Here is a 22,501-nt window from a genome sequence, read left to right as displayed (position 1 = left end):
ACGCCTCAACAACGCGAATTTGATTCATTATCGCACGGTCGTTCGCCTTCGTTAGTAATTTCTAAAAAAGCAAAAGGCGGAACATTCGAATCGAGAGGCTGTTCCTTTGCAGGAGGAAACGGCCATGACCGAGCGCCCGAACGAACACCGACCCAACGATCGCAAGCCCATACTGAGTGACGACGCCTGCGAGATCGCCCACTTAGCCCAAAAGTTCCACCTCACAATGCCTGAAGCGAGAATGCTTCTGCGCCAGCACGGCAACAATCACGCCCGACTTGAGAGGGAGGCTCGAAGGCTGGCCTATCAGCCACGATGACCAAGATCTCCGATCTCGGCCGCCGATCGTCGGCAGAACGCATCCGGAGCGCAGCGAGGCGCCGGGCTCACCAACCTACGGATGCTAGGTCTGACGGCGGATAGTCAAGAAAGCGGACCTGCGGCAGCTAATGTGGCATGAGCAGCCAAGACACGAGCATTAAAGTTGGACGACCGAAACAAAGCCGGCCAGCCCGATTTACCACTCGTTCACGATATTAGCGCAGCCTGATATACGGTCATGCTGTATAGCGTACATGCCCAACGAGCCCTGGCGCCGATCCCCCTCAGCGCTGGGGCTTTTCAGTTCGCCTCACGCCGCGCCTTTGGACCCATGCCTGCTAGGGGATTCAGTCTCAATTGAGTGATTTCTAATGTGCCTATAAGTTGTGCAACGCGGGGATTGGTTGCCACCTAGCCCGCAAATGGCCGGCGTGGCCTCCCAAGCCCCAAAGAGAGCCCCGGACCTGCGTCGGCCATTTTCCTACGGCTGGGTAGATCGAATAAGCAGCCGCGCCTCCCGCAACAGCGAGGTCCAGTTGCCATGGCCCAAGAGGCTTACTAGCTCGCGGGCCTGTTGAGGGTTATGCCTGTTTCGTTCACAAGGCGCAGAACGACCGGGCCGTCCATCGAGTATGGCCGGTTCCCCTCTGACATCGTTGGCGGTCCTCTCCGATGGCTACGCTACCACAGAAAACGACCTGGGTAGAGCGCCATTCCCTCTACCGCAGGGTCGCGCTTTGCCCGATGATCCGGTCAATCATGCTTTAGTGTGGCTCACGTCCAGCCATCTCTTCCAATGGCCGCTTGGCGTGTTCGGGCCATTGATCTTCAGGCATGTTTGTTTCGATGACGGATTTCCTGAAGGCTTTGCGAACGATGTCGAAGGCGAAGGCTGAAATAGGTATGGGCGCCATGGTCGGTTCCCATGAGATAGCTCCCGATACGGGGCGGGAGCTTTTGCGAACTCTCCAGCACCAGCTGCCCATAGCATCTAGGCCGGTGACGCTAGGGATTATATGACCGCTGAAATCAGGGTCGCCTTCGATGAGTTCGCCTGTCAAGCGCGCAAACGGTCTGGTGGCAACAGCAGGCGCTTGAGGCTTTCACGCCATCGGCCAACTCGCACCCACTGTAAGAAATCGTACGAACTCGTGCCCTGTCAGGACGGTATTTTCGGATTCGGGTCACCATGGATGCCAACACGGTAAGGCTGGTGACGCGCTATGTCCCGCCGAAGTGGAGACGCAGCTCATCGACAAAGCCACCTAAAAAAAGCCCGCCACCGAAGCAGCGGGCGAGCGATGGTCTGAGGCTCGTCCCCACCAAGACGAGCGCAGGCATCGTACAACGGAAGGCAGCGCTCGCGCGCCAACATTTGTTTATAGCGTCCAGGTCAGGCCGAACTGGCGCGCCCGGAACTCTTAGGAAGGCGCGTTCTCTTCAATACTCCCGTCAGTGGACACAAACAGGCTGTTGAAAACGGCCGATTGGCTAATACGCCCCCACCGAATGTGCCAGAGATAGGTCAGGGCCTAACGCCTCTCGCGCTCGAGCGGCCGTCGACACCCCGCCCCCGTCGGTTCGACGGTCGCCGCTCTCTCGTCCATCCCGCCTGATATTATACGAAAAGCCCGTCGACCGAAGCCGACGGGCAGGTGCTGGAGTAGCCTGGGTGCGCAAAGTGGCAACGTGCGCCGCAGGCGATCTGGTAACAGGCCCAGCCGCGCATTGTTCCTCGAAAGTATGGTGCTTGCCCATCAGTCGCATGGTTGCTGAGACGAAGGTCTTATCGGCTAACTCATAGGGTCTTTCACCGAAACGAGGCGTCCATTTTCGGATGCTGGCGAAGGATTGTCCTCTTTATCGCCAGTTCATGGACGCCCGTCATGCACCTCGATTTTGGCTGCATCTATCGGCCCATCTATCTACCGAACCGCCTAAGTCCACCGCGCTCGCACAGCCTTAGCCCCATCCAACGAGGGGGCGACAATGCGCTCTGGGTCTCGCTCGAAGGCCGCTATGGCATCTTCGGCTCGGTAGGCGGTGATCACCTCAACCCTCTTCGCGAAGAGAGTGCTCGACTTCCAAGGGATCAGGCTCCGATCCTCCGCAATCACGACGGCACCTGGCACGAATTTCAGTCAGCTAGGTTCAAGAGACGATTGGCCGGATCAAACTAAGATCTCAGACAGGCACCGCGACATTCGCCCATCAATGGCCGGTGGCGACCGGAAGCGAAATCAAAGTGCTGAAAGGACGTAGCGGTCCCGCCCAGGACCTGACGGCCACCGGCGCGAGTCGCGACGCTTTGTATAACTTGACCCGAGCCTCACGGCGGAACAATCGGATCAACTTCCAGTTTGGCGCCGGGGTTCCAGGCAAACAACGGACCGATGGAGCATGCCATGAAATTTCCACTTAGCACGACGGCTGCGGCCGCCGCCGCCGCCTTCATATTTGTGACCTTCCCTGCGCTCGCCCAGACAAGCGGAACACCGACGCCCACGACACCGGCGACCGAACAGCCCGCCGGGCGGTTGCCGGTTACGAACGGACAGGCGGGTGGCCCGACACGTGAAATGATCCGCCAGATGGTCGAGCAGGCAGTCCGGGAGAGGATGCAACAGGATCGCGGTTCTGACGAAGGCTACCGTCAAGAGCATCGCAACGACGAAGCTGGCCGCGACGAGGATGCTGAGCGTCCCGACCAAGCCAACCGTCACGGCGACCGTTGGCAAAATCAGGCTGACTGGGGCAGAGGGCACAGAATGGCTGGACACCGGGGCCATCACATGATGCACGGCGCCGGGATGCGCCTGATGCTTGGGTTGCTGGATACGGACGGCGATGGATCTCTGTCCGAGAACGAGCTTCAGGACGCGGTCGGCAGGATATTCTCTGCCATCGACGGGAATGGTGACGGCAAGATCGACCTGGAGGAAATCCAGTCCTTCATGCATGGCTCTAGCGGTGAAGACATGCCGTAATTGTCCATCCGAATAGGAAGTGCAATGGTGGTCCTACGGGTGCCGCGACAGCGGCTCAACGCAGCAGTCCGTCGCTGTCGAACTCTTCCCAACCGCGCAATTTGGCATTGGAACTCGTGCCGCTGTTCCTTGAATCTGGTGCCACGCGACCGCTCTTTCTGGCGCGCTTCAAGGCAGCCCTTCCGGCGGCGCGTCTGCGGTTCTCGGCGGCCGTGGCTGCGTCTTCCTCGCGCCAAACGGTGACCAGATCACGCTCGAGCACATCTTCGATGTGGCGCGGATCGAAGACGTGAAAGGTGATCTTCCGCACGCGGCGGCGAAGCTTGACCGTTCTGGTCCCGGCGCTTTGCAATCGTCCGTCTTTGAGCCAGCGATGCCGCTCACCCTGCGAGATCGTCAGGATGTCCTCGACCTCGCGGGGGATCACAGGCAGGTCTTCGATGTCATGCATGGCTTTGGACACGATCGCGGAAGCCGCCTGAACGTCGGCGTCGGAGCCCTCCGGCAGGCGCAGGCTGAGCACCCGGGATCCGATGTGGAGCAGTTTTCTCAGTTCCGGCGGTAGACGGGAGCGCATCTCGAGGAAAATGCCCCTCGCCCGTACCGACGATCCTAACGTCGCCGCCGGAGTCAGCGGCCACTGCGCAATCAGCTTTGCGGTTGGGTCGATCTTTCGGCGGGCAGGCATACTGTTGAACATGTCTCCGATCGAGTTTGCTAACTAATACGAAGAATCCGGCGACATTGTACGCGCCTGGCCCGTTGAGACTATTCATCCCGCAGTTTGCGCGGTTGGAAGGTACTGAGTCCTGGGGCAGCTATTTGGCGTCGGGTTCAATACCCACTGTGTCGCCGTCGCCATGCACCAAGTCGCGGTCTCAATCGTTCGTCTTTTCGGGCGTTTTGGCGGCCGCTTCCTGCTTTTTTCGATCTGTCTTTGTGTGGCTGGGTGACCTCATTCTCCGTGGATTTTGAATTGTCGTCGCGCGGCATGCAAGCCTCCTTGAGTTGGGCTAGCATATCTTTGAGCGGCGATCCGACGGTCAGTTCCAGAAGATGTTGAACCCACCGCCGCGCTCTGCGTTGCAAGCTCAGGCGAATTCAGGCAGGGATATAAGGAGTGACCCGGATTGCGACCTTCAATGTCAATGGGGTCAACGGCCGCCTGCCGGTGCTCCTGAAGTGGCTTGGCGAAACCAACTATGACGTGGTCTGCCTTCAGGAGCTGAAAACCTCCGACGACAAATTTCCGATCGAGGCCATCCGGGACGCCGGCTATGGCGCCGTCTGGCACGGCCAGAAATCTTACAACGGCGTAGCGATACTGGCGCGCGGGAGGGATCCGGTCGAGCGCCGCCGCGGCCTACCTGGCGATCCCGATGATACGCACAGCCGCTATCTTGAGGCGGAGATCGACAACCTGGTCGTCGGCTGCATCTACCTGCCTAATGGCAATCCGGCGCCAGGGCCCAAATTTTACTACAAGCTCCGCTGGTTCGAACGTCTCATCACCTATAGCAGATCGCTGCTAGGCGAGCGGGCAGTCCTGTGTGGTGACTACAATGTCGTCCCGACCGAGCTGGACGCCGTCGTCCCTGTGCGCTGGCTGGGCGATGCCGTCTTCTTCCCGGAGAGCAGAAAGACCTACGCGCGCATGCTGAGCTTAGGTTGGGTGGACGCGATGCGTCGGATTCACCGGGGCAAGGGCATCTACACCTATTGGAATTTCTCCTATTGCGGAGGCTACGACCGAAGCTCCGGCCTGCGCATGGATCATCTGCTTGTAAGCCCGTCACTTTCGGGGACCATTCGGGCTGCGGGCGTTGATGTCGAGACTCGAGGTTGGGAAAAGCCCAGCGATCACGCGCCCGCCTGGATTGACATAGGCGGCTAAAACTTAGGGTCTTTCCAACGCGGCGCAGCGCTCTCAGCGCGCGCGTCGACCGTGCGCACAGGCGCCGCGATCCGATTTTGCCGCGTGGTTCCGGTTTTTTTCGTATGGCGTGTCAGACCTTCCCGGTTCATTGGAATATCCAGGATCGACTGGAACTTTGCGAGCTGCTCCGGAAAATTCTGCGCAAGGTGTCTAACCACCCGTGCGTTCTCCATCAGCCGATCGAGATAGGACCTTGCTGCCATGAGCTCCAGCGCCCAGATTCCGCGATAGCTTGCGCTGTACAGGAATTCTTCATTCAGCGACTCGAACTCGGCCTCCATGGCAGCCAGCTGTGCGGCTGTGACGCCAACAAACTTCTTTCTTGGTGCGGACGGATCGGCCAACTGCGAAACCGGTGTCAGCGTGCTGACAAGCTGCGCGTAGTTGAAACTCACCCGGTTCAGGGCGATCATCAGCTTTGCCGCTTTGAGCTGCCTTTCCGGCACCATCTTGCGCAAGGATGCGAAGACCTGCGGCGGCACATACCAATCCTGCAGGAAATCGAGAACCTCCGGCAAAATTCCGGTCATCAACGGCTTCGGTTCGGCAGCACTCTTGCGATCTGCGGGCAGTTGCACAGTTGGCCCATCAGCCAGCGCCGTTGGCACAAAGGCCAGGCCTTCGGCCGACAGCAGGCGACGGAACGCCTCCTGCTTCAACGCATGTCGCAACGCTTCGGCTATCGTCCCCAGCCGATGCCGAGGGATATTTGCCTCGGCAATCATGTCGCGCGTTCTTTTGCATTCAGCCTGGTAGGTTCTGACCAACCAGGTACCGGTGAACACCCGGCCGGGCTCGTGCATCTTCTCCAACAGCGCGGTGTGCCTGGTGCTGCTGTTCTGCAGAGCGCGGTAGGCAGCGTCGTTGCTCAGACAGACGCGATGTGCCCTCATGCGGCGCTCCCCACGAATGCCCGCCCGGCCAGGGCGACGAGCGGATCCAGCGATCGGAACAGAAACGCATCCATCTTCATCCCGTTGTTCACATGAAAGTTTTTCCCGATCTCACCCAGTTCATGCGTCGGGGCGATCAGGTAATCGCGAACGACCAGATCGCCAGGATGCATTCGGATCAGAACAAAGAAATCCGCCCTAGCCTCGTGCGCGGCCTTTGCAGACCAGCGCGGATAGGCGTCGTGCGAAACGCGGCAACGGGAGATCGCGATCGCTACAGTGAACTCGTCATTGATGCGGGTGAGCTCCGTTCCAGCGTCATAAGAGACCTGCCCGTCTACTTCTCTAATCGCGACCAGCAGGTCTTCGATAACCCGATGGCGGGTAGCTTCGAGGCGGTTGTCGATTTCCATGAAATGACACTTTCTCGGCGGCAGGCAACCGACCAGCTTGTATGCCCCAAGCAGCCCCCCGAAACGCGATCTATAGCGCCAGCTCGACGGGCATTCCGGCGCTGCGTCGATGATGTCGCCAGAAAGCTTCCCATGGCGTTCGTAGAGGTTTCGCAGCGCCACCAGCATCTCATCGTCGTTCATTCGCGGGTACAGCGAACTCAGTATTTTCTGCGCCTTATCGAACGTTCTGCGGTTAACGATCGGCTCAAAAGCGTTGTCTGCCCGGACCCATTGGTCCGGGGGGTTGTACACCATCTTGCTTTTGAGTTTGGTGCAGCGACGATTCCAGACGTTGTTGCCGATATATTTCTCATTGGTGAGGACGCGGCGCACGCCCTCGCGCTTCCAGGACCGGCCGAAGTCGTTCACCATTCCGCGAGCATTCAGGTACCTTGCAATTTCAGCTTCATTCTTCCCGGACCCGACAAACAGGCGAAAGATCAATCGAACAGTAGCTATCTCTTCCGGCGGACCCGGCACGATGATGACCCTATCCGATTGAAGGTTCTTGTGTTCATTGCGAGCGAGGATGACCTTCGGGCGGCCAAACTGGTCGATCATTAGACGCCTCAGTCCGAGCCCCTGCAAGCCGCCTACGTGGAACCCCATGCCGGCTGTCCTCACCTGCCCCATAAAGACCTTCTGAGACAGCATCCGGCTGTACTCTGCCGCCATGCTGCGCTTTATGGCCTTAAGCAAGTCCGATCCAACGGTGCCGTCATTCCCGAATTGCTCGGCGCAATACTCGATCCGAACACCGGCCATCTGGCATCGATATTCGTAGGAGGCGCTTTCATCGACGTTTTGGAAACGGCCCCATCGGCTCACGTCGTAGACGACGACCGTATCGAAATCGGCGAGCCCGTGTTCAACGTCGAACAGCAACTTCTTGAGGCCGGGCCGGCTCTCCATATGCAATCCGCTTCGGCCGGGATCTTCATATGAGGCAACGATGTCGTACCCCATGATCTCGGCATAGCTGCGGATTGCATCCCTCTGGTTCTCCAGGGAATTCGTCTGGTGTTCGTTGGACATTCGCAGGTATTGCGCAGCGCGAATCCTGCGCCTCCCCTGGGGAGGTTTGCCGGCCGCTGCAAACTTGTCCATTGCCTTGCACCGTTGTGCGGGTGCTGTAAAACTAGCGGGCGATTATCGCGCGGCAAGAGGAATGGGATGCGCCAATACGTCGGGCTGATTCACAAAGAGGACGCCAGCGACTACGGAGTGTCCTTCCCCGACTTTCCCGGCGCCGTTACGGCCGGCGCAAGTCTCGAAGAGGCGTGCCAGCTCGCCGAACAGGCTCTCGCCTTCCACGTTGAAGGCCTGGTTGACGACAGGGAGACCATTCCTGATCCCACTTCTCTTGAGAAAGTCATGGCAGACACCGACCGTCGGGAACTTGCAACCATCATGGTTCCACTGAAGACCCGCTGAAGGTTACTACCGGGAGACCCGCGTTTCCCGTTTGGCAACCTTGGTGTTCAACTGCCGGGAAACCGTGAATCACTTCGTGAGCAGGCTCCGCCGCCGTTCCGCCGCAATGCGACCGCACTCGGAGCTTCGTTTGCCCCAACCTGTCAGTCCCCCGGGGCTTCAGAGGAGTTCGAGTGATGTTTATCAAGAAGGCCATTCTCGCGGTGCTGATGACCGCGGCGCTCGCCGGATGCGAGACGCAGACCGAAGGCCAGCAGCGAGCCACCACGGGCGCATTGGTCGGCGGCGCCGGCGGCGCACTGGTCGGCCAGGCGATCGGCGGCAACACCAAGAGCACGGTGATCGGTGCTGCAAGCGGCGCACTGCTAGGCGCGGTCGTCGGTAGCGCCACCACGCCGCAGGAGCCGCGTGGCGAGCAGCTCTGCCGCTACCAGGACCGCTACGGCCGTATCTACACCGCGCCTTGCGACGACCGGTACTACAACCGCAATTATTGATGGTATCTGCTTCTCCCCGTTTGCAACCGCAGACGGGGAGAGCGCGCCCCTTCGACTCTAGACAGGCAGAATCTTTGTCATTCCGCGGGGCTCGGTTGTAGCGCCGGCTTGCGCACGAACCGGCGCAGCGTGACACGGCCCAGCGTTTGGCCGGGCATCTCGATGAGCTTGTAAGTAACCCAGGACAGAGCGAGGACCACGGGCAGCACGATCGCGAGCACGATGGCGAAGCGCAGCGGCGCGTCCAGGCCGTCGCCATAGCGGGCAATGACGAACGCCGCCACGGGTTGCAGCACCAGCAGGTGGATCAGATAGATGCTGTAGGACAGTTCGCCGAGCACATGAAAGACGCCTCCGCCCAATGCAACGGCGACTTTTCGCGCCACCGCGCCCGCAACGCCCGGCAGCATCCGATAGAGGACGAGGGCAAAGAACCCAAGCACCAGCGCTTCGCGGATCAAGAACTTCTCAAGACCGTGGCCGTCGCCGAAGGGAATGGCCGCAAGCGCCATCGCCAGGGCCAGGTGCAGCAGTGGGCGCGATTGGCTTTGACCCAGAACGCCCGCCAAAAGCATGCCGCATAGGAAGACCTGGATCTTCAGCGGCAGGAATGACGGCATCGGGAAATGGACCGACATCGACTTAAGGATCAACACCGCGAAGCCGCCGAGCGCGGCCGCGAATATCGCGCTCCAGAGCCCGCCGAAACGGCACACCAAAAGCATAAGCGCCGGGAAGACCGCATAGAACTGCATTTCCAGCCCCAGGCTCCAGTCGGGCAGCGGCGTCCGATAGGCGAGGTTCGGGGAAAGGCCGAACAGGAATGTCAGGTGGGCGCCAATGTTCTTCAGGCCGCTGTCGAGGAAGCGCTCGGGCGCCTGCGGCGCGCGCTGCAGGAATGCGTCGATGACCACCCGCGATTCATAAAGATACGGGCCGAGCGCCAGTGCGCAGAACAGCATGACGTAGAACAGCGGCGCGATGCGGAAATAACGCCGCGTCCAGAATTTGAGCCAGGTTTCGGGCCTTTGCCAAGGCTCCTTGTCCTGGCGCATTTGATAGTGAAACACCATCAGGAAGCCGGACAGCATGATGAAGAGATCGACGCCGAGCGCAGGATCGCCGAGCACCGGAAGATGCCAGCCGGTTAAGAGCAGGCAATGTCCGACCAGCACCCACAATGCGGCGGCAGCGCGAAGGCCGTCCAGGCATTCGATGCGCGATGACTCAGTCAAGCTACACTCCATGCTGCAATGCAGCATGACCAGCGAAGGGTGAATGTCAATCGTGTTTCGGCATGGTCGAAAGCTCCGGCGTTCGGATAGTGGCAGTGCTGGGGCCGTGAACGGACTGGTGGCTTCTCAAAGCGAGATCAGGAAAGCAGACATGCGTTCGCGTTAATGGCAATCGGTTCGAATCTTGTTCGGCGCCAAATTGAGCAACGGTGGGCCAATCGCTCTTCCGGGCCTCGACGTCCGCTCGCGGTGGCCTTCCCTCGAGAAACTCGGAGAACAGACAGTCACGTAAGCATCTTCACCGATGAGCAGCGCAGCGTTCGAGCGTGCTCGCTTCGCGCGGGGCGAGGCTCACGTCGCTATGTCTCTAACTGGCGCCAGCGGAGCCGGGAGGTTGGCCTCGCCCAGTCCCCGGCGCAGCTCGATCTCGATGTCGCGGCAGATTTGCGAGATCGGCACGTCGTTGGCGTTGCCTTCGAACGGATTGGCGCTGCTTTCGCCGACCAGGTCCAGCGACATGTAGACCCAGCCCAGCAGCGCGCTGAACGGGATCGTCAGCCAGATCGAGACCCAGCCGAGCACGCCGCCGAACTTGGCCATGTCGGCAAAGACCGGGACGACGCCGAACGGCAGCAAGGTGCAGAAGATGATCATGAACATCGAGCTGACGATCGCGTATTGCCGGGGATAGGGATTGTTCTTGATGCGATCGCAACGGGCCTGCTGGTCGTGGAAGTCGCGTATCAGCTTGGTCAGTTCCGAATAGACCTGCGTCGGAACGGCGGAGTTCTTCAGCAACCCGTTGACCACGGCCAGTTGCCTGTCGAGAAGAGCCATCGCCGGCTGCGGCGATTTCAGCACGCTTTCGGCTTCCTCGCCCAGCAGCCCGCGCAGCTCGTCGGCAAGCGACGTCTTATCCTCCTGGATGTGATAGCGGCGCCGCCGGAACTCGATATTGGCTGCTTTCGCCAGCGATTCCCACGGCATCGGCCGGCGCAGCGAAAAGCGCAGCGCCGTCAGCCAGGCGAGGTGGCGATGGACGAACTGCCGGGCCGTGGCGGCATCCATGAAATCGCGGCAGAAGCCGGATAACATCCGGCTGCTCGCGGTGATCTGCGAGAAGGCTTGCAGCGCCTCGTTGGCGCGGGTGAAGACCTGCGAATTCTTGAAGCCGGCGACCAGCGACACCGTGGTGCCGAGCACCAGCACGACCGACCATGGCACCGAGAAGCCCGCGGTCGCCGGAAGACGGTAGGCGGCGATCGCTAAGGCGCTCACCGCGACCATATAGATGACGCTGCGCCGCGACCACAGCGCGAAGTCCAGCAACCTGTAAGAACGGCCTACATACATCCCTGAAATCCCTCACGGCATGCAAATCGCGCGATTGCGCTTCACGCACCATAAGGGGTGGAAATCGTTTTGACAGGGGTGGCCTTTCCCTTCTTGTCTTGTGGGAGAACGTGTCGCCCAAGGCGACGGATGAGGGGTGTTCCAGCGTCTCACTCCGCTGGAACACCCCTCATCCGTCTCGGCGCTGCGCGCCGATCCACCTTCTCCCACAAGGCAAGAAGGAGAGGTAGCGCTCAGCCCTTCTAACCCTCGTTGACGCAGTCGTTTCCCTTTGGTAGCTGGGGCGACCGCAGAACAAGCTGGGCTTCGCAGTTCAACTCTGCGCGATGCGACAAACGGGGCGGCTCTTCTGGGACAACGAGCAGCCACCCGCGGCTGTGACATCGATCAATCGCAAGCTTGCGAAAGCGCTTGTGCAGCTTGCTCCACCCGAGCTTGAAATGTCGGAGATTTCCTTCAGGGAATTGCCGCTCTACAGTTACGACTACGATGCTGACTTTCCACTTGTCGCGCGTGCTTGCAAGGACGCCGCCGCTGCCGTGGCGAGGCTGCCGATCAGATAGCCGACTTTGTGCGTGGTCATGAGGCGCTCCGATATTGCGCCCCCAACACTATTTGCCCGGTCAATGGCGGACGCCGGTGCATTTAGGCAAGCGCCTGGAGCCAACTGCTGCACGGTTCACGATGCGATGAGGCGAAAACCGAAGAGCGGCGCCTGCGCTGCTGGTGGCGATAGGTTGCGGAACAGTTTAGCCGACGTCACCGGCATGGGCTGTTTTGAGCTGCCAACGAGCAAGCAAGCGACTGAGCGGATCCGCACAACGAAATCAATGGTATCCTACATCTGCTCGGACCTTGCCGCGAAACACCCAATAGGACCAACCGGTGTACATCAGGATGACCGGCAGCAACACAAGCGTGCCGACAAGCAGGAAAGCTTGAGTTCGCTCGGACGAAGCCGATTCCCAAAGCGTGAAATGATAAGGAACAATCATCGGAAAGAGGCTGATCGCGATCCCGACGTAAGAGAGCATGAAAAGACCGATCGCGCCAACGAAGGGCTTTATCTCACTTGCGCTGTCCAAAGCCCGCCAGGTGGAGAATGCCACCGCTGCGGTCGCTACGGGTACCGGGGCCAAATATAGAATGTTGGGCCAAGCAAACCAGCGCGAGGCGATGGCGTCACTCATGAATGGGGTCCAGATGCTGACCACACCTATACCGATGAGGATGCCAACAAGGCACACGCGGCCGTGCCGACGCGCTGCTTCCTGTACTGCCCCGTTTGTCTTCAAGATCAGCCAACCCGCGCCCAAAAGCCCATAGCCAAACAGAAGGGCAAAGCCCGTCAAAAGCGAGAATGGCGTAAGAAAATCGAAGGATCCGCCAGAGAACTGCCTGCCTGCGACTTCGAAGCCCTGAATAAAGGCGCCAAGCACGACGCCTTGAGCAAAGGTGGCAATGGCCGAGCCGTAGCAGAAGCCATGATCCCAGAAGGTCTTGTGCTCGAGGTCGCGGAAGCGGAACTCGAACGCCACACCGCGGAACACCAGCGCCAGCAGCATGATAAGGATCGGAAAATACACTGCGGGAATGATGATGGCGAAAGCGAGCGGAAACGCCGCAAGAAGTCCCAGGCCGCCCAGCACCAGCCAGGTCTCGTTGCCGTCCCAGATCGGCGCGATTGAATTCATGATCGTATTGCGCGACGGGGTATCAGGAGCGAAGCCATAGAGCATGCCGACACCAAGATCGAATCCATCCAGAAGCACGTAGAAGAACACTGCCATGCCGAGGATTAGCGTCCAGATCGGCACGAAATCCAGCACCTGGGTCATCGCACTTCCCCCTCTCGAAGTTCGACCGCTCCGGCACGAACCGGGGCCTCCGGCCGGCCCCCCTCGATCTCTGCATCGGCCTCGGTGGCAATTGCTGGGCCCTTGTGCACTATACGCAGCATCAGGAAGAGGCCTGCGGGATAAATGATGAGATAGACGGCTATGTAACCAACCAGCGAGATGACTACATCGGAACTCGTCAACGACGGCGATACCGATTCCGTGGTGCGCAGAAGACCAAAGACTGTCCACGGTTGGCGTCCGACCTCCGTCGTCATCCATCCTGCGATCACCGCCACGAAACCGATAGGTGCCGCGATCTGAGTGATGGTCAGAAAAGCCCGCGAAGTGTCCAGCCGTTCGCGCCAGCGAAGCCATCCGCCGAAAAGGACGATGCCCAGCATCAAAGTGCCGCAGCCGACCATCACCCGGAAGGCGAAGAAGGGTATCGCGACCGGGGGGCGTTGGTCAGCCGGGAAGTCCTTGAGGCCCTTGATCTCGCCGTCAAGCTGGTGGGTCAGGATAAGGCTTCCAAGCCAGGGAAGGTCGATGGCAAAGCGGTTGCGCTCGCCGTTGTCGTCCGGAATGGCGAAAAGAGTCAGCGGCACCCGCCGCGCGGTTTCCCAACGCGCTTCGATCGCAGCGAGCTTGGCCGGTTGGTGTTCGAGGGTATTCAGACCATGCTGGTCGCCGATGAAAATTTGGAGTGGGACCAGGATCGTCAGCAGCCAGAGAGTCATCGACAGCATCGTCCACCCTTCCGCGACCGACCCCCCGCGACGTATCAGATAGGCGCCGACGCCCATGACGACGAAGCCTGTCGTGACGAAGAAGGCGACGACGGTGTGCGCCAGCCGGTAGGGGAAGGAAGGGTTAAAGACCACCTTGAACCAGTCGGTCGGGAAGAACCGGCCATCGATGATCTCGTAGCCGGCGGGCGTCTGCATCCAGCTGTTCGCCGACAGAATCCAGAAGGACGAAAGCAAAGTTCCCAGGGCCACCATCAGCGCAGCGACGAAATGCGCCCAGCGCGGCACCAGTTGCCTTCCGAACAGGAGCACGCCAAGGAAGGCCGCCTCGAGGAAAAATGCCGTCAGGCCTTCATAGGCGAAAAGCGGCGAGAGCACGTTGGCGGTCGCATCGGAAAAGCGGCTCCAGTTCGTACCGAACTGGAAAGGCATGACCACCCCGGTGACGACACCCATCCCGAAAGCAATCGAGAATATCTTGATCCAGAACGCGGAGATCCGGAGATAGATGTCCCGCCCGGTAAAAAAGTTGAGACCTTCCAGCATCGCAATGAATGCGGCCAATCCCACGGTAATGGCAGGCAGCAGAATGTGCCAGCCGATCACCCAGGCGAATTGCAGTCGCGACAGGAATACAGGATCAAAGTCCATTGCTCGTCTCTCCTGCAAGCGAGCCGGCGAGAATCACCTCATCTGCTGCAGCAGCCGCAACGGTGACCACGGCTCGCTTCAACGCCGTGATCAAGCTACAGAAATTGGCGGCGGTGTCGATATCGGATTCGAAACCGCTCTTCCGTCTAGCCATTAACCGCGAACCAGCCCACACCTCCTAATGAGCCCTCGAAGGAGCCAGCCAAAGGAGTCGTCCAGCGGCTACTGCGACGAGATGGAGACGGTCGGCGGCGCCCCGTTCGTCGCCGCAAAGAATTGATCGCAAAGCCTACGGGCGAGCCGGCAACTTGGAGCGGCATTTGCTGGCATTCAGTCCTGCAACTGCACCATGCGGAGATAAGGCCGCAGTTCCGCCAAGCCTTGCGGAAATCGTTCCCTCGCCCGCGCGTCTGTGAGGCTTGGTGAGATGATGACGGGTTAACCCGGCTCTCAAGTTGACCGGCGTCGAGACCTTCTGATTGTCGGTGAGCTGCAGGCTGTCGATGGCGCGCAGGATCCCGAAAAAATTGCGCTCGTGGCTCGGCGGATAGGTCAGGCGCTCACGGGCAACCCCGCTTCCGCCAACCTGCGGGGCATATAGCCTCCCATGGTGTCCGTTCCGATGAACCCGATTGCCGTTCAAGCCGGCGAGCGGCCTTCGGTTGTGCGGCTCATCTTGAACGGTGCCGCAGTCGTCTATCGGGTGTGCTGGTTGTCCCGCCGGATTGTGGGGGCAGCGCAGAGTGGGACCCTTGGTCAAGGGGGCTGCCTCAGGTTTACAGGGGCGGGGCGAGGGGTGGTGGATGCACATTAAGGACGAGGGCCGGGATCGCTCTCCCCGGGCGACGCCGACCCTCTGGAAGCCTGCCTCGCTTTCCGAGGAGTTGTGGGACCGAGCAGGCAGGCTTGCGATTTCAAAGATAGCGGCACCTTTGCCAAGGGAAAGAGGGGCTAGACCAAACATCATGCGCGGTCATTCATCGGAGAGTGTCGGAGAGGACTATGGCGGCGCGGATGCCCGACTCAGCCGAGCGTGCGCCTAAGGCGGCGTTGCGTATGACCGGCAAGCGCAAATAGACCCCACTCATGTCCGAGTGGTTTTGGTGGCAATGATGGGCAAGACAACAAAGGTCCTGTCGACGCTCTCGTGATTGCCGGCGATCATTACGATGGACGACCAGACCTCAATGAAGACGGCACGCTTTCTGGCGGCGCAGACGATGCTTCTCCATCAAACTGGCGTTCAAGCTCTACTTGATCCGCGGCAACCATGACGCCATATCGCGAGTTACGAAGCAGCTCGTAGATTGCCGAGACCGAAGTCGACATAGAGCGTGTAAACTGCCAACTCGCCGGTGCGGGCCAGCGCGCAGAAACGGCGTCCGTTGAAATCAAGCGAATGGCCGGCCCTTTGCTCGAGGACTGCCAAGCTCGACCTGCTGATCGGACTTCTCGAGGAGCGCATTTCGCACGCGCCGACGCGCTGGTCGCCCGGGACGACATCCTGCTCGCACGCGCAAGGACCGAAAGCGCAACAACCGAAGGAGAACGGATTCGGCTCGGGTTGACCTCGGCTCTTCAAAGCGTTGGAATCGAGACTGAAGCCGGGGAGGTTCTGGGGGCACTGGTCGTCGCCGCTGATCGCTTTCTGGACAGGCAGGCGAAGGTCAACGCGGAACGAGCGGAGGCGCCGAGGAGCCTCGTCACCGAGGAAAAGGAGCTGGCCGCCAGGCGGCTCGCTGCTGAAATTGCCGAGAGGCGAGAGAGTGCATGGCAGGCCGAGGTCAAGAAAAGGCTGCGAGGCACCTGGCTCGAAGACGGCATCGCCGGAACCCGACTTGGCAGAGTCCTCGATCAGTTGTCGGAGCTGGCAAAGACCCTGCAGGATGGTGAGGACAAGGCGGTTAGATCAACCCGATCTCTTTGAGCCCTGAGGCGATGGAACCTCTCGCGTGATCGCGCTCGAAGCGGAGTCAAAAGGCGACCGCGGCGCACGTCGCACCGCGAAGTGATCGGTGGCTCGCCGCCTGGCCGCTGAGCCTGCGATCTCCAAAGCTAACAATGGAAACACCGGGGGCCACGGCTTGTTCCTAAAAAATTGCCGTGGCGTCTTCACAAAACGTCACCGGGGTTTGCGAGCAAATCCGGAACAATGCCTTTCGCCTCGGGTTTCTCAGAATGAAGGGACTGAATCCCTGAGGAGAAATCAGATGAAACATCTTCTAATCACAAGCATGATCGCGCTCGGCGTCGGTTGCGGCGCTGCGATGGCGCAGACCGAGTCTGCGCAGCCGAGTGGTAGCGACAACTGTGTCGGCGGCCAGACCGACTGCCAGAAGGGCGGCAAGGCGGGCGAGCAGGCCCAGGGCAAGATGAAGTCGCAGACCGAGCAGAATGCCCAGGGCAAGGCCGGCGCCAACACCGAGGAGCAGGCGCAGGGTAAGGCCAAGGTGAAGACCGATGAGCAGGCCCAGGGCAAGGCCGGCGCCAACACCGAGCAGCAGGCCCAGGGCAAGACTAAGATGAAGACCACCGAGCAGGCTCAGGGTCAGGCCGGCACCAGCACCGAGCAACAGGCTCAGGACAAGACCAAAATGAAGACCGACGAGCAGGCCCAGGGTCAGGCTGGCACCAAGACCGAAGACCAGGCTCAGGGTACGGCCAAGTGCAAGACCGGCGAGGCCAACTGCCCGAAGGGCTCGAACGAACAGGCCCAGGGCAAGACCAAGATGAAGACCACTGAGCAGGCTCAGGGCAAGACCGGTACGACGACTGAGCAGAATGCCCAGAACAAGACCGGCACCAGCACTGAGCAGAACGCCCAGGGCACCACTAAAATGCAGACCCAGCAGAATGCCCAGGGCAAGACCGGCACGACCACCGAGCAGAATGCCCAGGGCAATGTACAGACTGACCAAGACAAGACGGCCTCGATCAATAACGTGAGCGTCGAGCAGAAGACGCAGATCACGCAGATCATCCACGAGACCAATGTCCAACCGGTACGCGATGTCAGCTTCAACGTCTCGGTCGGCGTCGAGGTGCCGCGGCATAAGATCCGCCTGCATCGCCTGCCGGCCCGCATCGTCAAGATCGTTCCGGCCTATGAGAGTTACGAATATTTCGTGCTCGCCGACGGACGCATCGTCATCGTCGATCCGGATACCTACAAGATCGTGGCGATCCTGGAGGCCTGATCCGAACACCATCGCGAAGCAAAAGGCGCGCCGTGCCGCAAGGCATGGCGGCCTCTTTCTGCCCCGATCTCGAAATGCGCGGGATGCCAGATGAACCGAGTGGCTTAAGGACGAGCGACCGTTTCGCGCTCCTCATCTGGCGCGACATCCGATCGCGTCGATGCTGCGGACGTGATGCGTTCTTCATTCACGACGGCTTGATCCGCCTTCAAACTATCCACTAACGCCAGCAGCGCGATGCCGCGCTTGACTATTTCGCCCGGCAGCGCACCGAGGCGACCACCGGGCGGGCAGCACTGGGCGTCCAGACACTCATGGGAGCGCTGCGGCCCCAGATGGTCCGAAACATGAGCGAAAGTATTTCAGCATGGGCTGATTGCGCTGGTCGAGATTGTTGCCCGAAGGCAGTGATGCCTGCGATCGATTTCAACTGGCCCTGGCGGGAAACGCAATGTCTGCTTCCGGTCAGGACTGAACTAACGCGCCCGGCCTTGAACGTCCGCTTTTGGTGAGCAGCAGCGCGACTTCAATGAAGCTGCCTCCAGAGAGACTGCATCTGCTGCCAAGGCTATGAACCGCACCCCTTACAAGATGTCTGCGTTGCTGATCTTTGGCCCTGTCATCCACGGCGGTGCTGTAGGGATATCCTCGATGACGCCGATCTTGCGGGCCCAAGTCGTAAAGGCCTTGTGCGCGGTCTCGACAGGCTTCCGACCGTCGTAAGCCGAGTAGCACGCCTCACAGGCCGCCGCGTGAAGGAGGCCACGTTTTTCGACAGGCCATTCTTCTAAAAACTCGATAGCATCCATCACGCAGTCGATTTTTTGGCTGTAGCCATTCTCTCCTACGAAAACTGGCTGCCTGAAAGCATCGCTCTCCATAGTGACCTCCCTTCAACAACTGAACCTGGTGATCGTTCCGCAGATGCACTGCTCATATCCGAACCGTTGAATGCCGGCTGGAGACAACAGAAGAGATTGGAAGCACCTCTTTTCAATTCAAGACCAGCTTGCCAGGCGACCGCCTGCAGCGTCTCGATGCCATTAGCTCGAAATGGCAAGCCCTGTCGCCGCGGTTGTTAAGAGCGAACGGCCAGCGGCACCAGACCCTCGTGCCGTTCGCCGAGATAACAGACGACCCGGTCGCCGACGCGCTGGAAATTGAGATCGACCTTCGCCTCGCCAACGGCTAAATGCCGGATGACGATGTTGTCGATGCCGATCGGCAACCGTGGGCGTTCGACATTGATCTCGCGCTTCCAACCATCGATGCGGATCCCCAGACAGGCCTGCAGCATCATGAAGGCCGAACCGGCCGACCACGCCTGCGGCAGACAGGCGACAGGGTACGCTATCGGCGCGTCGCCGATAGCGCGCGTAAAGCCGCAGAACAGCTCCGGCAGCCGCATGTTGAAGCGGACCGCCGCCTCGAACATGCTGCTCATAAGCTTCACGACGCTGGTGCGCTCCTGGTAGCGGGCTAGTCCGGCGGCACAGATTGCCGTGTCATGCGGCCAGATCGAGCCGTTATGGTAGGACATTGGATTGAACGGAAGTTCATCGTCGGCCAGGGTGCGAACGCCCCAACCGCTGTGGAGATGCGCCGACAGCAACTGCTCGGCAATTGATTGCGCCCGTTCCGCCGATGGCAGTCCAACGTAAAGCAGGTGACCCGCGTTGGAGGCACGCACCTGGCATTGCTTGCCTTCTCCGTCGATCGCCAGGGCGTAGAAATTACGCTCCGGCATCCAGAACCGAGTCTCCACCGCACTGCGGACTTTCTCTGCCACGGCGCTCCAGTGCGCCGCCTTGGCCGCGTCGCCGCGCTTGGCTGCCAACGCAGCCATGCCTCTATAGGCTGCGAAGACGTAGCCTTGCACCTCGACCAGCGCGATTGGCCCCTTCGGTATCGTGCCATCGGCATGGAAGATCGCATCGGCGCTGTCCTTCCAGCCCTGGTTGAAGAGCCCCGTGTCCGCCGCCCTGCTGTAGGTCACGAAACCCTCTCCGTTGCGGGCGCCGACCTCCTCCATCCACCCGATTGCTGCGCATAGTGAATCCCACATGCGACCGACGAATTCCTGATCGCCGGTGCGGTCGGCGTAGGAGCAAGCGAGATAGACATAGAGCGGCGTGGTGTCGACGCCGCCGTAGTAGCGGCCGAAGGGCAGCTCGCGCAGCACAGCCATTTCGCCCTTGCGCGTCTCATGCATGATCTTGCCGGGCTCGGCATCGTCGAATACTGAAGTCTCCGTCGATTGATAGCGGGCAAGGAACGCCAGCACTCCGCGGGCAAGCTCAGGGTTGAGCCACAGCATTTGCAAGGCGGAAATAACGCCGTCGCGGCCGAAGGCGGTCGAAAACCAGGGAATACCGGCGTACGGATATGGCCCGGTCTCCAGATCGGTGGTCAGCAGAGCAATGTCGGCACGTGTGCGCGTGAGCCAGTCGTTGAATACGCGCCCGGAGCTTAAGACAGTTGCGCCCTGTCGACGCTTTGAGCGCATGGCAAACCGTGCTCGCGCCGCGGCGGCGCGGAAACGATCGTTGGATGGGATTTCTTCGTGCTGACCAACTTCCAGATACAGCGCCTTTCTGTCATGCCTTCCCACCAGAATGCGGAACTCGGCGTTATGGGGATGGATCTGGTCGGGCCGCATCGAAAACCCGATGACGGATTGGCGCGCTACGTTGTCGAGCCCCTCATAGCAAAATGTCACGCCTGACACGCCGACCTGGGCATCATGTGCGCGACCGCGCCGGCTGCGCGTGGTGCCACGTACTTCGAACATGTCACGAAAATCGGCATCGAAGTCGAATCGGACCGGCAGCAACACCTCGCGCGCGGAGTAGTTCGTGAAAGTGACTCGCTCGAACATGCGTTCTTGCCAGATGAACCTGGTCCGCTCGATGTGCACGACCCCCGGCAGCGTTTCACTACCGTCGGGCCCGGTGGTGGCTAGATTTGTGAGATTGGCCGTGAACAGGATGTTGTCCTGCGACAGCGAGGCGCCGAGCAGCGAGGGCATGCGGCCGCCGATGAACAACCGGAAACGCGACAGCACTCGCGTATCGTCGCGGAAAAGCCCGTCGCCGCTGCCGCGTATATCGCCATAACTGTCCGCAACGACGAAGCAGTCCTCATGCTTCAGCGCAAATTGCCTATGCGGCTCGCGCGGTGCCGATTCATCTAGTGCGGGAAGAGCAACGGCAGGATTAAGCTTACGTTCTTCGACTTCGATGCTCATCTAAACCCTCCTGTTCAGACGGCCGATGCTGGCATATAGCCGTGCCCGGCCATACCCTATCAATGGTGTTCGCATCAATCCCGCGATGCGCGGTTGCGGAGAGCGTCCTTCGAATCCTTGGCGGATTTTCGGCGAAGTTCCGAACTCGACCGAGCGAGAGGGAACCTGGTGGTTCTAAGCCAATTCGTCGGAAACAGGGCTGGCTATCGCATCTGCGTTTGCGGCGAAGCCATTTCGCGAAACAAGTGGAAATCGCTCGTTGCGCTCCAGCGTGCGGTAAATCGCCAAATAGTCGCTGCACATGCGTTCGACCGTGAATCGCCTTTCAAAAGCTCTCCGCACTCGCGGGCGCTCGAGACCCCCAATCCGCCGTACTGCCCCTATGGCTTCGTCCACCCCTTCCACGATCAGTCCGGACACTCCATCGTCGATGACCTCTGGAACGGCTCCGCGGTTGAAGGCGATCACCGGGGTGCCGCAGGCCATCGCCTCGATCGTTACGAGGCCGAATGGTTCCGGCCAGTCGATCGGAAACAGCAGCGCTGCCGCGCCGCCTAAAAATTCCGCCTTCTGCCGTTCGTCGATCTCGCCAACGAACTCGACGTTCGGATATCGTAGCAACTGGGGTTCGACTTTCTCACTCCAAAATGATTGGTCCACCGCGTCGATCTTGGCCGCGATCTTCAAAGGCATTCCGGCGCGCGCGGCTATCGCCATAGCGGCTTCCGGCCCCTTTTCGGGTGAGATGCGGCCAAGGAATGCCAGATAACCCGAGGCTTTGGGCCGGAAGGGAAGAATATCAGGCGGCAGGCCGTGATAAACCGTTCCGAGCCAATTGACCGGCGGCATCGGCCGCCGCTGGTCATTGGAAATCGAGACCAGCGGAATGTCGTCGAACATCGCGTAAAGCTGCGCCAGGTCCGGAAGGTCGAGCCGACCATGAAGGGTGGTAACGGTTCGCCGCGCGAACTCACGGATTATCGGAAAGTGCAGGACATCAACGTGAAAATGCAGAACGTCGAATTCATCCGCCCGTCGGCGAACCTGTTCAAGCATCATGATGTGGTAAGGGATATGGTTCTGGGCGTTAGGGTTCAGGCGCAGCGCAACATCGCAACACGCCACCAGTTCGGCCGAAGTGTTTGAATCGCCGCTGGCGAACAAGGTCACATCATGCCCCCTTCGAACCAGCTCTTCCGTCAAATATGAGACGATGCGCTCGGTCCCGCCATAGAACTTGGGAGGGACGGACTCAGTCAGGGGTGCGATCTGGGCTATCTTCATCTGCACATAGCCGCTCAAGAGGATGAGACAGCCACGAAAAGCGACTGTCCCTGCCGTTCGATGCGGAACAGGATCGGCTTGTTCTGCCGACGGGATTTCGCCCACTCGTCTCGGACATCAGAAGGCTGGGTAACTGTCAGGTTGTTTGCCGAGACGATCACATCGCCGGGTTTGAGACCGCTCTCAGCGGCAAGACTGTTGGGCGCGACCTCCTGGACAAACACGCCGGTGGTACCCGGCTGGAGACCGAGTTGCTGGCGCGCTTCGTCCGGGATGGGGCTGAGTGCCAGTCCGAGGCGCTGGTCCCCCGGCCCTTGGCTCGGAACGGCACCGGTCTGTACCTCCTCGTCCTTGCGTTGACCGACGGTGAGGGACAAATCCTGTTGCGTGCCGCCTCGGCTCGTGGTCAGCGTCGCTGTTGATC

Annotated in this window: 18 protein-coding genes and 2 pseudogenes; 8 read left to right on the top strand and 12 right to left on the bottom strand. The window is 60.2% G+C overall.

What is annotated here, in order from left to right; genetic code table 11:
• A partial coding sequence (locus YU3_RS41565) for a hypothetical protein (protein ID WP_210163535.1) occupies positions 1 to 180 on the top strand: 180 nt, incomplete at its 5' end.
• Between the two features lie 905 nt (positions 181 to 1,085).
• On the opposite strand, the gene YU3_RS41130 is transcribed toward YU3_RS41565, so the two are convergent.
• Positions 1,086 to 1,235: a hypothetical protein gene (locus YU3_RS41130; protein ID WP_156913714.1), complete on the bottom strand. Its 150-nt coding sequence runs from the start codon at positions 1,233 to 1,235 to the stop codon at positions 1,086 to 1,088.
• 1,491 nt (positions 1,236 to 2,726) lie between these two features.
• Between YU3_RS41130 and YU3_RS0135055 the strand changes: the two genes are divergently transcribed.
• Positions 2,727 to 3,308 carry an EF-hand domain-containing protein gene (locus YU3_RS0135055; protein WP_027170497.1) on the top strand — a complete coding sequence of 194 codons (582 nt, stop codon included), beginning with the start codon at positions 2,727 to 2,729 and terminating at the stop codon, positions 3,306 to 3,308.
• Between the two features lie 55 nt (positions 3,309 to 3,363).
• On the opposite strand, the gene YU3_RS0135050 is transcribed toward YU3_RS0135055, so the two are convergent.
• Positions 3,364 to 4,008, bottom strand: coding sequence for a hypothetical protein (locus YU3_RS0135050; RefSeq protein ID WP_245273745.1), 645 nt, complete (start codon positions 4,006 to 4,008; stop codon positions 3,364 to 3,366).
• A gap of 420 nt (positions 4,009 to 4,428) precedes the next feature.
• On the opposite strand from YU3_RS0135050, the gene xth reads away from it, so the two are divergent.
• Entirely contained in the window at positions 4,429 to 5,202 is a 774-nt protein-coding gene (xth, locus tag YU3_RS0135045; RefSeq protein ID WP_027170495.1) for an exodeoxyribonuclease III, read from the top strand.
• On the opposite strand, the gene YU3_RS38955 is transcribed toward xth, so the two are convergent.
• Both YU3_RS38955 and YU3_RS0135035 read right to left on the bottom strand, forming a co-directional pair.
• Positions 5,199 to 6,137: a plasmid partitioning protein RepB C-terminal domain-containing protein gene (locus YU3_RS38955; protein ID WP_051334224.1), complete on the bottom strand. Its 939-nt coding sequence runs from the start codon at positions 6,135 to 6,137 to the stop codon at positions 5,199 to 5,201. The two genes, xth and YU3_RS38955, sit on opposite strands and share 4 nt — an antisense overlap.
• The gene (locus tag YU3_RS0135035) at positions 6,134 to 7,699 is read right to left on the bottom strand and encodes a recombinase family protein (protein ID WP_027170494.1); all 1,566 of its coding nucleotides are present in this window, start codon (positions 7,697 to 7,699) and stop codon (positions 6,134 to 6,136) included. Before YU3_RS0135035 ends, YU3_RS38955 begins: the two co-directional genes overlap by 4 nt.
• 66 nt (positions 7,700 to 7,765) lie before the next feature.
• On the opposite strand from YU3_RS0135035, the pseudogene YU3_RS38385 reads away from it, so the two are divergent.
• Both YU3_RS38385 and YU3_RS0135025 read left to right on the top strand, forming a co-directional pair.
• Positions 7,766 to 8,020 (top strand): annotated as a pseudogene (locus YU3_RS38385) (type II toxin-antitoxin system HicB family antitoxin); the annotation flags it as partial.
• A 182-nt stretch (positions 8,021 to 8,202) separates the two neighbouring features.
• On the top strand, positions 8,203 to 8,523 hold the full coding sequence (locus YU3_RS0135025; protein ID WP_027170493.1) for a YMGG-like glycine zipper-containing protein: 321 nt from the start codon (positions 8,203 to 8,205) through the stop codon (positions 8,521 to 8,523).
• Between the two features lie 77 nt (positions 8,524 to 8,600).
• Here YU3_RS0135025 and YU3_RS0135020 read toward each other — a convergent pair whose 3' ends face one another.
• The 4 genes from YU3_RS0135020 to YU3_RS38380 form a co-directional block, all read right to left on the bottom strand.
• Positions 8,601 to 9,758, bottom strand: coding sequence for an acyltransferase (locus YU3_RS0135020; protein WP_245273744.1), 1,158 nt, complete (start codon positions 9,756 to 9,758; stop codon positions 8,601 to 8,603).
• 351 nt (positions 9,759 to 10,109) lie between these two features.
• On the bottom strand, positions 10,110 to 11,111 hold the full coding sequence (locus tag YU3_RS0135015) for a bestrophin family ion channel (RefSeq protein ID WP_027170491.1): 1,002 nt from the start codon (positions 11,109 to 11,111) through the stop codon (positions 10,110 to 10,112).
• 827 nt (positions 11,112 to 11,938) lie between these two features.
• Positions 11,939 to 12,949 carry a cytochrome d ubiquinol oxidase subunit II gene (gene cydB / locus YU3_RS0135005; protein WP_027170489.1) on the bottom strand — a complete coding sequence of 337 codons (1,011 nt, stop codon included), beginning with the start codon at positions 12,947 to 12,949 and terminating at the stop codon, positions 11,939 to 11,941.
• Complete coding sequence (locus YU3_RS38380; RefSeq protein ID WP_036260441.1) at positions 12,946 to 14,349, bottom strand: cytochrome ubiquinol oxidase subunit I; 1,404 nt, start codon at positions 14,347 to 14,349, stop codon at positions 12,946 to 12,948. The genes cydB and YU3_RS38380 overlap by 4 nt, the downstream gene beginning before the upstream one ends.
• A gap of 1,147 nt (positions 14,350 to 15,496) precedes the next feature.
• Here YU3_RS38380 and YU3_RS42030 point away from each other — a divergent pair.
• The 3 genes and pseudogenes from YU3_RS42030 to YU3_RS0134985 form a co-directional block, all read left to right on the top strand.
• Positions 15,497 to 15,654: pseudogene (locus YU3_RS42030) on the top strand (metallophosphoesterase); the annotation flags it as partial.
• Positions 15,655 to 15,748: 94 nt separating this feature from the next.
• On the top strand, positions 15,749 to 16,276 hold the full coding sequence (locus tag YU3_RS38375; protein WP_036260439.1) for a hypothetical protein: 528 nt from the start codon (positions 15,749 to 15,751) through the stop codon (positions 16,274 to 16,276).
• A gap of 283 nt (positions 16,277 to 16,559) precedes the next feature.
• Positions 16,560 to 17,546, top strand: a complete 987-nt coding sequence (locus YU3_RS0134985; RefSeq protein ID WP_027170487.1) for a DUF1236 domain-containing protein — start codon at positions 16,560 to 16,562, stop codon at positions 17,544 to 17,546.
• 584 nt (positions 17,547 to 18,130) lie between these two features.
• On the opposite strand, the gene YU3_RS0134980 is transcribed toward YU3_RS0134985, so the two are convergent.
• The 4 genes from YU3_RS0134980 to YU3_RS38370 all read right to left on the bottom strand — a co-directional run.
• Positions 18,131 to 18,427: a DUF982 domain-containing protein gene (locus YU3_RS0134980; protein ID WP_027170486.1), complete on the bottom strand. Its 297-nt coding sequence runs from the start codon at positions 18,425 to 18,427 to the stop codon at positions 18,131 to 18,133.
• Positions 18,428 to 18,624: 197 nt separating this feature from the next.
• The gene (locus YU3_RS0134975; RefSeq protein ID WP_027170485.1) at positions 18,625 to 20,793 is read right to left on the bottom strand and encodes an amylo-alpha-1,6-glucosidase; all 2,169 of its coding nucleotides are present in this window, start codon (positions 20,791 to 20,793) and stop codon (positions 18,625 to 18,627) included.
• 174 nt (positions 20,794 to 20,967) lie between these two features.
• Positions 20,968 to 22,077, bottom strand: a complete 1,110-nt coding sequence (locus tag YU3_RS0134970; RefSeq protein WP_027170484.1) for a glycosyltransferase family 4 protein — start codon at positions 22,075 to 22,077, stop codon at positions 20,968 to 20,970.
• 14 nt (positions 22,078 to 22,091) lie between these two features.
• On the bottom strand, positions 22,092 to 22,501 hold a 410-nt coding region (locus YU3_RS38370; RefSeq protein ID WP_036260437.1), incomplete at its 5' end, for a PDZ domain-containing protein.

The organism is Mesorhizobium sp. WSM3224, assembly GCF_000427725.1.
GTDB lineage: Bacteria > Pseudomonadota > Alphaproteobacteria > Rhizobiales > Rhizobiaceae > Mesorhizobium.
Note: the sequence above shows the minus strand (reverse complement) of the source record. Positions and strands in the feature narration are given on the sequence as shown.

Coding starts and splice junctions, on each gene's coding strand:
- YU3_RS41130 (WP_156913714.1), bottom strand. CDS start 1,235: ATGGCGCCCATACCTATTTCAGCCTTCGCCTTCGACATCGTTCGCAAA.
- YU3_RS0135055 (WP_027170497.1), top strand. CDS start 2,727: ATGAAATTTCCACTTAGCACGACGGCTGCGGCCGCCGCCGCCGCCTTC.
- YU3_RS0135050 (WP_245273745.1), bottom strand. CDS start 4,008: ATGTTCAACAGTATGCCTGCCCGCCGAAAGATCGACCCAACCGCAAAG.
- YU3_RS38955 (WP_051334224.1), bottom strand. CDS start 6,137: ATGAGGGCACATCGCGTCTGTCTGAGCAACGACGCTGCCTACCGCGCT.
- YU3_RS0135035 (WP_027170494.1), bottom strand. CDS start 7,699: ATGGACAAGTTTGCAGCGGCCGGCAAACCTCCCCAGGGGAGGCGCAGG.
- YU3_RS0135025 (WP_027170493.1), top strand. CDS start 8,203: ATGTTTATCAAGAAGGCCATTCTCGCGGTGCTGATGACCGCGGCGCTC.
- YU3_RS0135015 (WP_027170491.1), bottom strand. CDS start 11,111: ATGTATGTAGGCCGTTCTTACAGGTTGCTGGACTTCGCGCTGTGGTCG.
- cydB (WP_027170489.1), bottom strand. CDS start 12,949: ATGACCCAGGTGCTGGATTTCGTGCCGATCTGGACGCTAATCCTCGGC.
- YU3_RS38380 (WP_036260441.1), bottom strand. CDS start 14,349: ATGGACTTTGATCCTGTATTCCTGTCGCGACTGCAATTCGCCTGGGTG.
- YU3_RS38375 (WP_036260439.1), top strand. CDS start 15,749: ATGGCCGGCCCTTTGCTCGAGGACTGCCAAGCTCGACCTGCTGATCGG.
- YU3_RS0134985 (WP_027170487.1), top strand. CDS start 16,560: ATGAAACATCTTCTAATCACAAGCATGATCGCGCTCGGCGTCGGTTGC.
- YU3_RS0134980 (WP_027170486.1), bottom strand. CDS start 18,427: ATGGAGAGCGATGCTTTCAGGCAGCCAGTTTTCGTAGGAGAGAATGGC.
- YU3_RS0134975 (WP_027170485.1), bottom strand. CDS start 20,793: ATGAGCATCGAAGTCGAAGAACGTAAGCTTAATCCTGCCGTTGCTCTT.
- YU3_RS0134970 (WP_027170484.1), bottom strand. CDS start 22,077: ATGAAGATAGCCCAGATCGCACCCCTGACTGAGTCCGTCCCTCCCAAG.